Source organism: Brevundimonas sp. UBA7506 (assembly GCF_002479495.1).
In the GTDB taxonomy this organism is placed as follows: domain Bacteria; phylum Pseudomonadota; class Alphaproteobacteria; order Caulobacterales; family Caulobacteraceae; genus Brevundimonas.
The window spans coordinates 748749-763189 of sequence record NZ_DLNQ01000005.1; the positions used below are offsets into that span (position 1 = coordinate 748749).

A 14441-nucleotide genomic window follows, 5' to 3' on the forward strand; every position below is an offset into this window, starting at 1 on the left:
TCTCTCTGGACCGGCCGCCGCGATTAGCGCGCGCTTCAGGCTAAAGGCGGCCACCTCCGTCGCTCATGAGCGCCTGGACGCCTTTATGTCTGGCTATGATCTGACTCGTCACGCCGACTACGCCGCCTTTCTCCAGGCCCAGGCGAGCGCCTTCATGGGCGTCGAGGGCGCTCTGGATGGCGCCGAAGCGGGAGCTTATCTGCCGGACTGGCCCGAAAGACGTCGCACAGAGGCGCTGCGATCCGATCTGAGCCTGATGGGTCTGGCCTTGCCCGAACCCGCCTCGGTCACGCCTTTTCGTGGAGAGGCGGAGGTATTGGGCGCCATCTATGTCCTTGAAGGCTCTCGGCTTGGCGCCGCCGTTCTGATCCGCTCGGTACCTGACGATTTCCCGAGATCTTTCCTCTCGTCCGGGAACCCGGCCGCCTGGCGCGCATTAGCCTCTGTTCTTGATGAACGGCTCAGTTCGCCAGACCGCTTCGACAGGGCCGCAAGCGCCGCCTGTTCAGTGTTCGCGGTGTTCGAAAACGCCGCACGCGCCTACCCCGGAGCCGACCGATAGTGACGACCCCCGCCGCCTCGGTCGATCTGACCAATTGCGATCGTGAACCTATTCACATCCCTGGAGCCATCCAACCGATCGGTTTTCTGCTCGCTCTGACCGCCGATTGGCAGGTGGCGCGCTCCTCCGCAAACATCGAGGATTTCCTCCATCAGTCGCCGGAGGATGTCATCGGCGCCCTGGTCCAGGACCTCTTCACCCCTACGGCGGTTCACGATCTGCGCAACCGCGTCGCCATGCTGGGGGGACGTGACGCCGTTGAGCGTCTCTTCAACTGCGTGCTCGTAAACGGTGGTCCGGCTTTCGACGTCGCCGTTCATGTCTCCGCCGGAGAGATCGTCATTGAGGCCGAACCGGCGTCCGGCGAACACGGCGACGCAAGCGGCGCCGTTCGATCCATGATGTCGCGGCTGGATCAGGCGGCGGATTTTCCCGCATTCTATAGAGAAGGCGCCCGCCAGGTTCGCGCCCTCCTCGGCTACGATCGAGTCATGGTCTACCGGTTCGCCGAGGACGGGTCCGGCGAGGTCGTGGCTGAGGCGGTGCGCTCGGGCATCGGCCGGTTCATGGGGCTTCGCTATCCGGCGACCGACATCCCCGCCCAGGCGCGGGAACTTTACCGGCGCAATCTCCTGAGATTGATCACGGACGTCAACGCCGTGCCGGTTCCCGTCATTCCTTCGCGCAACGAGGCCGGCCAACCCCTAGATCTTTCCCTTTCGACGCTGCGATCGGTTTCACCGATCCACATCGAGTATCTCAAGAATATGGGCGTCGGCGCATCGCTGTCGATTTCCATCATCGTCGACGGCAAGCTCTGGGGCCTCTTCGCCTGCCATCATTACGCCGCGCGACGCCCCACCTTCGAGCGACGGTCGGTCAGCGAGCTGTTCGCCCAGATGTTCTCCATGCGACTGGAGAGCCGCGAGCGTAAGGAAACCGTCGAGTATGAACGTCGCGCTCGGGATATTTCTGACCAGCTGTTGGGGGCCGTGGCGTCGGACGAAACCCTGCTCAAGGATCCTGACTGGCTCGCAGACATCCTCACCCACGCCATACCGGCCGACGGTGTCGGCGTATGGCTGGGCGGCAATCACGCGTTTTCCGGCGAGACGCCCCCTCTGGAGGATTTCCGTCGCATCGTGCGCGCGCTGAACGGCACGGCCGCCGGTCGCGTGTTCGCTACGGATCACATCGGCTCGCTGGTCCCTGAAGCGGCCGCCTTCGCCTCGGGCGCGGCCGGTCTTCTGGCCATTCCGATCTCTCGCTCGCCGCGCGATTACGTCATCCTGTTTCGTCGAGAGTTGGTTCATTCCGTGCGCTGGGGCGGCGACCCGCACAAGCCGGTGAGTTTCGGCCCGAACGGTCCTCGCCTGACGCCGCGCGAGAGCTTTGCGGAATGGAAAGAGCTTGTCGAGGGACGCTCTCAGCCGTTCACGGCGTCAGAAATCCGGGTGGCGGAGACCCTGCGGGCGACCCTGATAGAGGTCGTACTGCGTCTTGCCGATGAAGCCTCCGCCGAGCGCCAGCAATCGAGTGCGCGTCAGGAGCTTCTGATCGCTGAGCTCAATCATCGTGTGCGCAACATCCTGGGTCTGATACGGGGCCTGATCCGCCAGTCGGAACCCACCAGCGCCAGCATCGCGGACTTCGTCAAAGTCGTGGACGGACGCATCCATGCCCTGGCGCGGGCCCACAACCAGATCACCGACGACCATTGGGGACCCGCGCCGCTGCAGGCGCTGATCGACGCGGAAGCAGCCGCCTTCGTCGATGAGCGGGGACGCATCACGCTTCAGGGCGAACCCGTTCTCCTGAACCCGAACGCATACTCCACCATGGCGCTGGTGCTGCATGAGCTGGTCACGAACTCTAACAAGTACGGGAGTCTTTCGGCGCAGGACGGGCGGGTGGTGATCGGCTGGAGCCGCAATGCGGCGGGTGACCTGGTCATGGAGTGGCGTGAGATCGGCGGACCGCCGGTGACCCCGCCGATCCGGCAGGGCTTCGGCACCACGATCATCAGCCGGTCGGTCCCCTATGATCTCGGCGGATCGGCCGACGTCGCCTATGAGCCCGGCGGCGTGCACGCCGTCTTCCGCATCCCGGCGCGACATCTGTCGGAACCGCGGCCCACGGACGGCGGCAAGATGATCAGATACCCGCGGCCCGCCCCAGGCCACCCCCAGGCCCTCCCGGACGCGGTGCTGGCCAACCACGACATTCTGCTGGTCGAAGACAGCCTCATCATCGCGCTGGACGCCGAGGATATCGCCCATAGGCTGGGGGCGGCTTCCGTCACCACCGCCGCCACGGTGGAGGGAGCGCTCGAATTCATCGAGACGGCCCGTCCCACGGTCGCCATGCTGGATATCAATCTCGGCGATCGTCACAGCTATCCGATCGCCGACCGACTGGCGGAAGTCGGCGTTCCCTTCATCTTCGCGACCGGCTACGGCGAACAGGCCAACCCGCCGATCGAACACAGGGGGCGTCCGATCGTGCAAAAGCCCTATACGCTGGAGAATGTGGCCAGAGCCTTCGACAGCCTCATTGGCGAAACGACCTAGACAGCGGCCGATCGCATGGCGATCAGGGGGATTTGTGATTCAGACGGCCGCAGACAGGAACTTCCTGAACGGTCCGGGCGAAATGGCCCGGCTCATCAGGGACCACGACTGGTCAAGGACGCCGCTCGGCCCCCGGTCAGCCTGGCCGCCAGGTCTGACAACGGTCGTCGGCATGATGATCGCCGCGCCAAATCCTATGGTTCTGCTCTGGGGGCCTTCCGGCGTCCTGCTCTACAATGACGGGTATGCGCGCTTCGCCGGCGCTCGCCACCCCGAACTGCTCGGCATGGGCGCGCGTGAGGGCTGGCCCGAAATCGCCGATTTCAACGACGCCAATATTCGTCGCGGGCTCGCGGGAGAGTCCTGGTCGCTTGAACACCAGGAACTGGTGCTGGATCGAGGCTCCGGCCCTGAATCGGCCTGGCTTGATCTTCACTACGCCCCGGTTCCTGACGAATTCGGTCATCCCGCCGGCGTTATGGTTTTCGTCTCCGAAATCACCGAGCAAATCCGTCTCGCCGCTCACAAGGCCGAGGCGGTCGAACGGCTCGAGTTGGCGCTGTCGGCCGGCCGCGGCGTCGGCGCCTGGGACTGGGACGTCGCCACGGATATCGTGCGCGCCGATGAACGCTTCGCCCGGCTCTACGGCGTAGATCCCGTTTTCGCGCGCGAGGGCGCGCCGCTCGAGGTCTTCTTCAGCGCCATTCATCCTCAGGACCTTCCGGAAGTCCGGGCGACGATCGAGCGCGCCGTTGAGATGCGCTCCGCCTTCAGCGCGGAATACCGTCTGGTCCAGTCCGACGGAGGAACGGTGTGGGTCGTCGCCGAGGGCCGGTGCGTGCTGGACGGCGACGGGCGACTCCGCCGTCTTCCCGGCGTCAGCTTCGACATCAGCGAGCGCAAGCAGGTCGAAGTCAGGCAAGCCGCCCTGCTCCGCCTGCATGACGAGCTCACCGCCCTGGACGACCCCGGACTGATTTCGACCGCCGCCGCGCGCATCGTCGGCGAAACCCTGGACCTGGCGGCGGCCTACGTCTCGCTCGACAAGGGCGCCAAACTGCCGAAGCAGGCCTGGTCGCCGCGAGACCATCCCGAGATTTTCAAGATCCTGGCCCAGGGGCGCGCCGTCGCTGTGGCCGACGTCGCCCAGGACGCCCTCATGCGCGCAAAGGCCGCCGTCCTGGCGGCAACGGGCATTCAAACCTTCGCCGCCGTGCCCCTGCTGGAACGCGACCAGTTGGTCGCCATGCTTTTCGTCACCGACGCCCGCTCCCGCGCGTGGAGCCAGATCGACCTGGATTTTCTGCAGGATGTGGCGGCGCGAACCCGAAACGTCCTGGAACGGCTTCGCGCCGAGGCCGAGCGCTCTGAAAGCCAGCAACGCTACCAGACCCTGTTCGACACCATGGACGAGGGCTTCTGCGTCATCGAATTCATCGACGGGCCTGACGGGCCGCTCAGCGACTATATTCATGTCGAAGCCAACGCCGCCTATGCCGAACATGCGGGGATTGAGGACGTGGTGGGCCGCCGGGTCCGCGACATGGTGCCCGCCGAGGCCGACAGCTGGGTTTCGCTTTATCGGAACGTCCTCGAGACAGGCCGGCCGATCCGCTTTGAAAAGGAACTGGAAGCCACATGTCGATGGCTGGAACTGGCCGCCTTCAAGGTCGGACCAGCCGGAGGTCGTCAGGTGGCCGTTCTCTTCCAGGACCTGACGGCGAGGAAACGGGCTGAAATAGCTCTGGCGGATCTCAACGCCTCGCTTGAAGCCCGCGTCGAAGAGCGGACCGAAGAACTGCAGTCCGCTCATGCCGCCCTGCGTCAGAGCCAGAAGATGGAGGCTGTCGGCCAGCTGACGGGCGGCATTGCCCACGACTTCAACAATCTCCTCGCAGGGATTTCCGGCAGCCTGGAGTTGATCTCCAAACGGATGGCGCAGGGTCGCGGTGCCGAAATCGGGCGCTATGTTGAAGCGGCGCAGGGCGCTGCCCAGCGGGCGGCCACCCTCACCCAGCGCCTTCTGGCCTTTTCTCGTCGCCAGACCCTGGACCCTCGCCCTACGGATGCGAACCGCCTGATCGGCGGGATGGAGGATCTGATCCGCCGTACGGTCGGCCCTGATATCGACCTTGAAGTCGTCGGCGCCGGCGGTCTGTGGCTGAGCGAAATTGATCCATCGCAGCTTGAGAACGCCATGCTCAATCTGTGCATCAACGCACGCGACGCCATGGCTCCGGGAGGCGGCCGTCTGACGATAGAAACCGCGAACAAGTGGCTCGACGATCGCCACGCCCGCGAGCGCGACCTGCCTCCTGGTCAATATATTTCCATCTGCGTCACCGATACCGGCTCAGGAATGTCCGCCGAGATCATCGACAGGATCTTCGAACCCTTTTTCACCACCAAGCCGATCGGACAGGGCACCGGGCTGGGTCTGTCGATGATCCACGGCTTCGTCAGGCAGTCCGGCGGTCAGATCCGCGTCTATTCCGAACCCGGGCTGGGCACCACGATGTGTCTCTACCTGCCGCGTTATCACGGCGCCCCGGCCGAGCCTGACCCGGTGGCGGCGGGTCCGAACCCAGTCGCTGGTCATGGCGAAACCATCCTTGTCATCGATGACGAGGCGTCTGTGCGCAGCCTTGTCGTCGAGATTATGCGTGAGCATGGCTACACGACGCTGGAAGCAGCCGACGGGCCTTCAGGCTTGCGCCTTCTGGAAGGCGAGCACCGGATCGAGCTCCTGATCACAGATGTCGGTCTACCTGGCGGCCTGAATGGGCGACAGGTGGCCGACGCCGCCCGCTTGAGGCGTCCGGACCTCAAGGTCCTCTTCATCACGGGCTATGCAGAGAACGCCGCCGTGGGCAATGGACTGCTGGAACCGGGCATGGAGGTCATGACCAAGCCGTTCGCGATGTCGGACCTAGCGTCGAAGGTCACGACCATGATCGAGACGTGACCGCGTCAACGCACCGCGCCCGTTCCCTGATTCAGACGCATCCCTGAGCGCCGACGGCGATGCCGAGGCCGGCGGAGACGCCGCAGCTGCCGTTCATCCGCTTTTGCGGGAAGACGCGGGCGGCCCGCCCTCCCCCTTCAGAACCTCGGCTTCCTGCCTGTAACGCTCCGCGATCCGCCCGAACTTCTCGCGGTCGGCCTTGAAGGGCGACAGCCTCGCCATGTGTTCCGCATTGAGCTGGAAGCGGCGAAGTTCGGTCAGGCGGGACGTATGGTTCATCAACAAACTCGGAACTGCATCCGCGCTGGAGCAAGTCCGGGGCGGGAGCTGGATACGGTCCGAATGAGACCTTGGATGAGCGCGATGTTCCGCGACACCATGAAACAATATCGTGTACCGATACGTCGGAACGGCGTCGGATCAGGCATCCGCTAGCAAGGGTGCATCCGTCGCATCAATGGCGTTGGCGTCATCCACCGGCCTCTGCGGAGGGTTTCAGATTGGCGAGATGGCTGGCCCAGGTCTGAAGGGCCGCCCGCTTCTCCGCCATGTAACTGTAACGATCATAGACCGCCGTGACGGCGGCGCCGTCCCGCACGGTGTGCCCAAGAAGATGACCGACGATGAAACGCCCTACTCCATATCTGCCGGTAAGGGTCGTGGCGCCTGACCGCCGCACGTCGTGTGGCGAACCGGCGGGCAGGTTGCGACGCTTGCAGGTGCGGACGACGGCCCTGGTCAAAGCGCGGGGATCCACAGGACCAGTCCTGTTGCGCGGAGCCGGGAAGATCCAAGCGCTCTTCGGATACAGAGCACGCGCTCGCTGCAAGACGGCCAGGGCTTCGTCTGGAAGGGGAACGACATGCACATGTCGAGCCTTGGTGCGATGCGAAGGGATGGTCCAGACGGCGCTGGCCATATCAATCTCGCTCCAAAGCGCCTCGGCGACTTCAGACCGGCGCGTCAGAGTCGTCATAAGAAACTGGATCGCCAGGCCCGTGGGCGCATCGAGACGTGCATGCATGCCGGCCGTCTTCTCGCCGGGCGCGCGGGGCGATGACGCCAGCGAGGCCTCGTTCCACAGAACCCGCAGCGCCTCGTCATCGAACATCCGCTCGCGGGGCGTGAGCGCAAGGGGCCTGGTCAGTCCGTAGGCCGGGTTGGCTTCAAGGCGATCCTCGTAGACCGCAAAGCCCAGCACGCTCATCAGGACGCCCCCGACCGAGGCGAGACTGGCCGGGGCCAGCCCGCTTTCCGCCGCCAGGTCCCGCATGAAGATGCGGATATCCGTCCTCCTGACGGCGGCGAATTTCATGTCGCCGAGAACCGGCTTTATGTAGCGGCGGAAAAGCGAACGTTCGGACTCGATGGTCCTCGCCTGCTTGGGACGTCGTCGTCCGCCGTGCAGTCCCTTTCCGGCAGCCCTCCAGTAGGCCTCAGCCAGATCTTCGAGCGTGTCCCCCGTCCTGGCTTCCTCCCGACGCGCACTGCGGGCAGCGGCCGGATCTGTCCCGCCTGCGACGGCAACCCGGGCTGTAGCGGCCAGACGACGAGCTTCGGCAAGGGTGATGTCCGGATAGGCGCCCAGCACATGACGACGCCGTTTGCCGTTCTCGGCAGTGTATCGAAGTTCGAAGCCTTTCGCCCCCGTAGGCCACACGCGGACGTACAGGCCGCGGCTGTCCGCGACGGCCGTTTCATACCGCGCATCGCGCGGCTTCAGGGCGGCGACCTGACGATCTGTACGCACGGGATCCCGAGGCATCTGTCCCTCAAATCACTTCTGACCCCCTCATACTACACCAAGGGGGGCGTTAGGGGGGCGCCCAATACGAAACTGCCTGAAAACACCTGAAATGATCAATTGTAGATAAATGACGTAAAAACAATATCTTGCTTCAAAAACTGAAACCGGCTGAACCGGCCTGAAACCGCTAAAATAGGATTCACACCGAGGGGGTCACAGGTTCAATCCCTGTCGCGTCCACCATCTTTCCTCACCGACAAGCCGAACATCGCCGCCTTCGAAACGGCTGCGCTTTTGAGCGTCATGATTTCGACCTAGCCTCTGCGCAGCAGAGGAGTGAGCGATGCGCCCTGACCTGAGCGATCCGACCGCCGGCTTCCCTTCCAACCGCCGTGGCCTGCTGGCGGGCGCAGGGGCCTTGACCGGAGCGGCCCTGCTGGGGGGCCGCAGCCGGGCCCAGACCCCGCGCGGCGCGTCGGCCACGATCTTCACCGGCGGGCCGATCCTGACCATCGACGACGCCATGCCGACGGCCGAGGCCGTGGCGGTGCGCAATGGCGTCATCGTCGCCGTGGGCTCGCTGGACGCCGCCCGCGCCGCTGTCGGTCGCAACACCCAGACGGTCAATCTGGACGGGCGCACCCTGCTGCCGGGCTTCTTCGACCCGCACGGCCACGTCTCCATGGTCGGGCTGCAGGCGCGCTACGCCAACCTGCTGCCGGCGCCGGACGGGGCGGGCGACGACATCCCTGCCCTGCAGCGCATCACCCGCGACTGGATGAACGCCCATGAGCAGCTTGTCCGCGACACCCAGCTGGTCATCGGATTCGGCTATGACGACTCCCAGTTGAAGGAGCGCCGCCATCCGACGCGGACCGAGCTGGACGCCATATCCGACAGCGTGCCGATCCTCTTCCTGCATCAGTCCGGCCACCTGGGCGCCGCCAACGGCGCGGCCCTGAAGGCCGCCGGGATCAGCGCCTCGACCCCCAACCCCGACGGCGGGGCCTTCCGTCGCGAAGACGGCTCGCAAGAGCCCAACGGGGTCATGGAGGAGACCGCCCTCTTCGCCGTCATGGGCGCCCTGTTCACGCGCCTCGACGTTCAGGCCAATATGGAGATGATCCGCGAAGGCGCGCGCTTCTATTCCAGCTTTGGCTACATCACGGCCCAGGACGGGCGTTCCTCGACCGGCTCTTGCCAGCTGATGGCCCAGATGGCCGAGCGCGGCGAACTGCCGATCGACATCCTGTCCTTCCCCGACATTCTGACCTCGACCGACGTCATGACCACGCCGCTCTATCGCAAGAACTACGTCGGCAAGTTCCGCATCGGCGGGGTCAAGCTGACGCTGGACGGCTCGCCCCAGGGCAAGACCGCCTGGCTGTCCCAGCCCTATTACATACCGCCCGAGGGCAAGCCCGCCTCCTATCGCGGCTATCCGGCGGTGACCGAGCAACAGGCCCTGGACGCCATCGAACTGGCCTTCAAGAACGACTGGCAGATCGAGGTCCACGCCAACGGCGACGCCGCCATCGACCTGTTGATCGGGGCGGTGCGCGACGCCGCCCGCCGGCACGGCGCCAAGGACCGTCGCCCGGTCCTGATTCACGGCCAGACCGTCCGCATGGATCAGTTGGACGAGTTGAAGACGCTCGGCATCGTGCCGTCCCTTTTCCCCATGCACACCTTCTATTGGGGCGACTTCCACCGGGACTCGGTGCTGGGCCCCCGTCGGGCCGAGTTCATCTCGCCCTGCGCCTCGGTCGTGCGCCGCGGCATGCGCTTCACCAGCCACCACGACGCCCCGGTGGCCAATCCCGACGCCATGCGCGTGCTGTCGGCGACCGTCACCCGCCGCACCCGCTCGGGCGACATCCTCGGCCCTGACGAATGCGTGCCGGTCGACATCGCCCTCAAGGCCATGACCCTGTGGGCGGCCTGGCAGCACTATGAAGACGACACGAAGGGCTCCCTGACCGTCGGCAAAGTGGCCGACCTGACCCTGCTGGACGCTGACCCCATGACCGTCGATCCCGAGAAGCTGGCCGGGATCAAGGTGCAGGCCACCTTCAAGGAGGGCCGCGAGGTCTGGCGCCGCTAGAGCGGCCTGAGGACTGCGCCATATACCCCATTTTATTCGCGGTTGACTTCGCGAATTTTGGCATAAAAACAATACAAATCATAGGATTAACTCAATCTGAACCTTGCCGGTAAAGCGACGTTAAGAATTCATTAACGCCGCGTGCTGGGTGGGTTCTCATGGATCTGGGTCTTTCTGCGAGCCAAGGTGTCAGTGTTCGTCCGCTAGGGCCGATCCCGCCCCTGCGCGCGCCCTCGATCAGCGACGGACAGTGGGTTCGACTGCTGGACATCATGGTCGCGGCGGCGGCGCTGGTGCTGCTGGCCCCCCTGTTGCTGGTCGTCGCGGCCGTCATCTATCTGAGCGACGGCGGCGCGCCGATCTTTCGCCACGCCCGGGTCGGCAAGGACGGGCAGATCTTCGGCTGTCTGAAGTTCCGATCCATGATCTGCAACGCCGACGCCGTGCTGACGGATCTGCTGAAGACCAACCCCAATGCTCGAGAGTCCTGGGAACGCGACCACAAGCTGCATCGCGACCCGCGCGTCACCCGGCTAGGGAAATTCCTGCGCAAATCCAGCCTCGATGAACTGCCGCAACTGCTGAACGTGCTGCAGGGCGACATGAGCATCGTCGGCCCGCGCCCGATCGTGGTCGGCGAAATCGAGCGCTACGGCGGCTACTTCCAATACTATTGCGCCGTGCGGCCAGGCATCACAGGCCTGTGGCAGGTCAGCGGGCGCAATGACATGACCTATCGTCGGCGGGTGGCCTGCGACGTCCTGTACGCACGCAACAAGTCGCTGCAGACGGACCTGAAGATCATCGTGGCCACCCTGCCCGCCGTCACCTCGGGTCGCGGCTCCTACTGAGGCGCTTCGCCGACGACCACGATGGAATGGCCGAACGGCAGGCTGCGTCCCTGCCCCTTGAGGATCGCCGCCTCGACGCCGAACAGAGCCAGCAGCATCCGATTCAGGGCCGGCTTCTCCTTCGCCGTATCGCGCATGGTGAGCCCTTCATACAGGTGGCGCTGAGGCTGATCGCCGGTCGCGACGTCATGATGATGATGATGCTGAGAACGCGGCGGGCGCACCAAGCGCCGCAGGGTTTCATGCGCTCCGCCGATGGCGTTGACATAGGTAGCGCGGCGCACGGCGAACCCCGCCTGGACCATCAGATCCACGACCTCCTGACGGATGTAGCGCTTGTAGTCATGATCCTGAGCCGTCGGGTCCTGCCCCATGCCCTGACGGGAGTTGGTGCGCAGGATCAGCAGCCCGCCCGGCTTCAGCACCCGCCTGATTTCCTTGAGCGCGCTCAGGTCGCCGCCGTCGGTGGGAAGGTGCTGGATCACGTCGTTGCAGATCACCAGATCAAACCCCGCATCGGGCAGCGGCATGTCCATGACCGACCCCAACTGCACGGACCAGTCGGGATCGCGTCCGGCGCAAGTCCGCACCGCATCGGGCGACACATCCACTCCCGACAGCGAGACTGCGCCCAGTTCGGCCCGCGCCCAGGCCATCATCCCGCCGGCGCCGCAGCCCGCGTCCAGAACCGCGGGAAAGCTCGGCGCCCGCACCGAGGCCAGCAGGGTCTTGGCCACCCTCTGCGCGCCCAGGTGCCACCAGTGCGTGTGCTCCAGCGCCCCGATCCGGTCGTAGTAGCCGGGGGTGTAGATCTCATCCTGGGTCGGGGTCATGTCCATTCGAATTGCCAAGAACCTTGACCGCTGTTTGGTTCCAATTCGCCCTAGTCGCGCGCGCCGAACGCCGCCTTCAGATAGCCCGCCGCCTCGCCGGCGCTCCAGGCCGTAACAAAGACCAGCAGCCACGGCAGCGCCTGGAAGAAGCGCACCGCGAGCCGTCGGCGGCGAAAGGCGCGGCTCATGATCCGCCCGATCAGCAGCGGCGGCACAAGCGGCGTCGCCAGCAGGTAGGCGACGGCGTTGGCGCGCGTTCTCGCCCGTCCCCGCGTCTCGCCGAAGGTCCGGCCGTGGGCGAAGCGCTGACGCGAAAACTCGCCCACGCTGTCATGGCCGCGATAGAGGCTGAGCAGGCGCGGATCCAGGCCCAGGCCCCGACCGTCGGCGCGAAAGCGAGCATGAAACGACGGCTCCCAGAAGCCCCGCGCCAGCAGGTCGGGATGCTTGATTACTTCGCGCCGATCATAGACGGCATTGTCGGCGGCGATCTCCTCGACCGGTCCCGGAGGCAGCGGCGGCGCGAACTTCCAGTAGCGCAGGAAATAGACGGCCCAGCGCACGGTGTTGACCGCCGCGTCGTTCTCGATCGGCCCGCCCACGCCGGCCCAGCGGTCCAGGTCGGCGGCCAGAAGCCCGGCGATCCAGTCCTCGGGCGGCACGAACTGGGCCGTGGTCAGGGCCACGCGGTCAGACCGCGCGGCGAAGAGACCGTCGCGCCACAGATGGGGAACAAGCGCGGCCGCCTCCGCCTCGATGACGCGGTGTCGCGCGCCGGGCGACGTCAGGGCCTCGGAGGCTGGCCCCGCCGTGCAGAACAGGACCTCGACCGTGCGAGAGTCGACGTCAGACAGACGGTCCAGGATCGCGGACAGATTGGCCTGCCCGCCCTTGACGGCGATCACCACGGTCAGCGCAGGAGCCGTCATCATCGCGCCCATAGGACCTCCCATGAAGCGGGACGCTACACCCCGCGCTTCCCAAGTAAAACGTTCCCGTATAGCTGTGTTCCGTCGACCGCATTGCGCCCGACTTCAGGCGAGATGCCCGGACGGAGCGAGGTGGCCATGACTGAGGCTGGCGAAGCGACGAGGCGAGACACGGTCTGGGAGCGCCTGCTGGCGGGTTCGCCGCAGGACCGCCTGTTGTCCCCGCTGTCCTGGATCATCGTGGCCGTCGGCGCCCTGGCCCAGATCTACAATGTCCTCGGCGCCCGGTCGCTGCGTCAGGACGAGGCCTTCATCGCGCTCAACATCCGCTACCTGTCGCCCCAGGAACTGCTGGGTCCGCTGGACTATGGCCAGGTCGCGCCGGTGGGATGGTTGCTGGGCGAGAAGCTGCTGGACGGACTGACGGGGCGTTATGAGTACGACCTGCGCCTGTTGTCCTTGCTGGCGGGGATCGCCGCGCTCGCGGCCTTCCGTCATCTGGCGGCGCGGACCACGCGGGGCCTGGGTTTCCTTTGCGCCGTCTCGCTGTTCGTCTGTTCGGTAGTCTTCGTGCGCTTCACCGGGGACGCCAAGCCCTACGCCCTGGACGTGATGTTCGCCTGCCTGATCCTGGCGATCGGCCATCATCTGCTGACGACCGCCGCAGCGCGCTGGTGGACCTGGGCCGCCTTCCTGATCGTGGGCGCCGTCGCGCCCTTCTTCTCCTTCCCGACTGTCTATGTCCTGTTCGGGGCCGGAGCCGCCGTTTTCATTAAAAAGGCCATCGAAAAGGACTGGCGCGCGACGGCGGCCACGGCGGGGATCTGCGTGGCGTGGCTGGCCGCCTTCGCCTTCGCCTATGTGGTCTTCGCCGCCCCGCAGGCCGCCGGCACCTCGGTCACTTCGGGCGTGTCGCGCGCCTTCTTCGAGACCAACTACTTCGCCCCCCTGCCCCCGACTTCGCTCAAGGCCCTGGCCTGGTATGTCACCGCGCCCAAGGAGATGCTCTACTACTTCTTCGGCGGGCTGCAGTTCGCGGTGGCGGGTCTGATCCTGGCCGGCGTGATCTACGGGGTTCGGCGCCAACCCTGGCTGCTGCTCCTGTTGCTGCTGCCGGCCGCGGCGGCGGTGATCGGATCGGGGCTGAAGCTCTATCCCCTGTTCGAGCGGCTGACCCTCTTCCTGCTGCCGACCACCATCCTGCTGGCGGGGATCGGCTTTTCGCAAATCGCGGTGAGGATGCGCAGCCTGGCCGCGGGGGCGGTGCTGTTCGCCGCCGCCGTCGGCCCGTCGGCCTGGGCTCTGGCGGGCGAACTGAGCCGAAGCCCGCCCTTCGCCATGCAGGAGATGCAGCCCGTTCTGAAGACCCTGGCTCGCGAGGCGCGACCGGGCGACGTGGTCTATGTGACCCGAACCTCGGCCCCCGCCTTCCTGACCTATCAGGGCGAGGCCGGGTTGGCGGGTGTTCAATGGGTGCGCGGACTGACGTCGGGCCGCTGGAACTGCGTGATCGATGAACTGCCTGTCGTCGCGCCCGAGCATCGGCTGTGGATCCTGATCACAGACTATGGCCGGGAGCCATGGAACATTCAGGGCAACGACGTCGAGTGGCGCGCGCGCGGCCTGGACGCCAAGGTCGATCTGGCCGCCGAGGACACCAATGTCTGGCTCTATCGTGCGACGATGACGCCGACGGCCGTGGGCGAAGCGCCGCAAGCCCCCGACCCCAGCCTGCCCGGATGCGCGCCGGAATACGAACGCTCCGAGCGCACCACCGCCCGCGCGCAGGCGGCGCTGTCGCCTCGTTTCAAGAGCTAAGGCAACGCTTTTTGAAACTCCGAGTTATGCCCTCGGGAGACTTCGCGAGCCTCGGCCCGCGA

The 14441-nt window shown here is 65.7% G+C and carries 10 protein-coding genes; 6 read left to right on the forward strand and 4 right to left on the reverse strand.

Annotation, left to right across the window (positions count from 1 at the left end; all coding sequences use genetic code 11):
- The first annotated feature begins 85 nt into the window (after positions 1 to 85).
- From B3K53_RS05610 to B3K53_RS05620, 3 genes are read left to right on the forward strand one after another with little or no spacing between them, the layout of a single operon-like run.
- Positions 86 to 562 carry a biliverdin-producing heme oxygenase gene (locus B3K53_RS05610; protein ID WP_292083128.1) on the forward strand — a complete coding sequence of 159 codons (477 nt, stop codon included), beginning with the start codon at positions 86 to 88 and terminating at the stop codon, positions 560 to 562.
- On the forward strand, positions 562 to 3132 hold the full coding sequence (locus B3K53_RS05615) for an HWE histidine kinase domain-containing protein (protein ID WP_292083129.1): 2571 nt from the start codon (positions 562 to 564) through the stop codon (positions 3130 to 3132). The genes B3K53_RS05610 and B3K53_RS05615 overlap by 1 nt, the downstream gene beginning before the upstream one ends.
- A complete protein-coding gene (locus B3K53_RS05620) occupies positions 3116 to 6097 on the forward strand; it encodes an ATP-binding protein (RefSeq protein ID WP_292083130.1) in 2982 nt (993 codons plus the stop codon). Before B3K53_RS05615 ends, B3K53_RS05620 begins: the two co-directional genes overlap by 17 nt.
- Positions 6098 to 6190: 93 nt before the next feature.
- Here B3K53_RS05620 and B3K53_RS05625 read toward each other — a convergent pair whose 3' ends face one another.
- Both B3K53_RS05625 and B3K53_RS05630 read right to left on the reverse strand, forming a co-directional pair.
- Complete coding sequence (locus B3K53_RS05625; protein WP_292083132.1) at positions 6191 to 6376, reverse strand: hypothetical protein; 186 nt, start codon at positions 6374 to 6376, stop codon at positions 6191 to 6193.
- A 190-nt stretch (positions 6377 to 6566) separates the two neighbouring features.
- Positions 6567 to 7847: a tyrosine-type recombinase/integrase gene (locus tag B3K53_RS05630; protein ID WP_292083133.1), complete on the reverse strand. Its 1281-nt coding sequence runs from the start codon at positions 7845 to 7847 to the stop codon at positions 6567 to 6569.
- Between the two features lie 340 nt (positions 7848 to 8187).
- On the opposite strand from B3K53_RS05630, the gene B3K53_RS05635 reads away from it, so the two are divergent.
- Both B3K53_RS05635 and B3K53_RS05640 read left to right on the forward strand, forming a co-directional pair.
- On the forward strand, positions 8188 to 9948 hold the full coding sequence (locus B3K53_RS05635) for an amidohydrolase (protein WP_292083135.1): 1761 nt from the start codon (positions 8188 to 8190) through the stop codon (positions 9946 to 9948).
- A 158-nt stretch (positions 9949 to 10106) separates the two neighbouring features.
- Positions 10107 to 10799, forward strand: coding sequence for a sugar transferase (locus tag B3K53_RS05640; protein ID WP_292083136.1), 693 nt, complete (start codon positions 10107 to 10109; stop codon positions 10797 to 10799).
- Here the strand turns inward: B3K53_RS05640 and B3K53_RS05645 are convergent.
- Complete coding sequence (locus B3K53_RS05645; RefSeq protein ID WP_292083137.1) at positions 10793 to 11632, reverse strand: class I SAM-dependent methyltransferase; 840 nt, start codon at positions 11630 to 11632, stop codon at positions 10793 to 10795. The genes B3K53_RS05640 and B3K53_RS05645 overlap by 7 nt on opposite strands.
- A gap of 50 nt (positions 11633 to 11682) precedes the next feature.
- Positions 11683 to 12564: a hypothetical protein gene (locus B3K53_RS05650; RefSeq protein WP_292083139.1), complete on the reverse strand. Its 882-nt coding sequence runs from the start codon at positions 12562 to 12564 to the stop codon at positions 11683 to 11685.
- Positions 12565 to 12699: 135 nt separating this feature from the next.
- Between B3K53_RS05650 and B3K53_RS05655 the strand changes: the two genes are divergently transcribed.
- Positions 12700 to 14379 carry a hypothetical protein gene (locus tag B3K53_RS05655; RefSeq protein ID WP_292083140.1) on the forward strand — a complete coding sequence of 560 codons (1680 nt, stop codon included), beginning with the start codon at positions 12700 to 12702 and terminating at the stop codon, positions 14377 to 14379.
- Positions 14380 to 14441: the final 62 nt, after the last annotated feature.

What these genes read in the sequence shown, in the direction of transcription:
- B3K53_RS05610 (WP_292083128.1), top strand. Translation starts at nt 86, where the DNA reads ATGTCTGGCTATGATCTGACTCGTCACGCCGACTACGCCGCCTTTCTC.
- B3K53_RS05625 (WP_292083132.1), bottom strand. Translation starts at nt 6,376, where the DNA reads ATGAACCATACGTCCCGCCTGACCGAACTTCGCCGCTTCCAGCTCAAT.
- B3K53_RS05635 (WP_292083135.1), top strand. Translation starts at nt 8,188, where the DNA reads ATGCGCCCTGACCTGAGCGATCCGACCGCCGGCTTCCCTTCCAACCGC.
- B3K53_RS05640 (WP_292083136.1), top strand. Translation starts at nt 10,107, where the DNA reads ATGGATCTGGGTCTTTCTGCGAGCCAAGGTGTCAGTGTTCGTCCGCTA.
- B3K53_RS05645 (WP_292083137.1), bottom strand. Translation starts at nt 11,632, where the DNA reads ATGACCCCGACCCAGGATGAGATCTACACCCCCGGCTACTACGACCGG.
- B3K53_RS05650 (WP_292083139.1), bottom strand. Translation starts at nt 12,564, where the DNA reads ATGATGACGGCTCCTGCGCTGACCGTGGTGATCGCCGTCAAGGGCGGG.
- B3K53_RS05655 (WP_292083140.1), top strand. Translation starts at nt 12,700, where the DNA reads ATGACTGAGGCTGGCGAAGCGACGAGGCGAGACACGGTCTGGGAGCGC.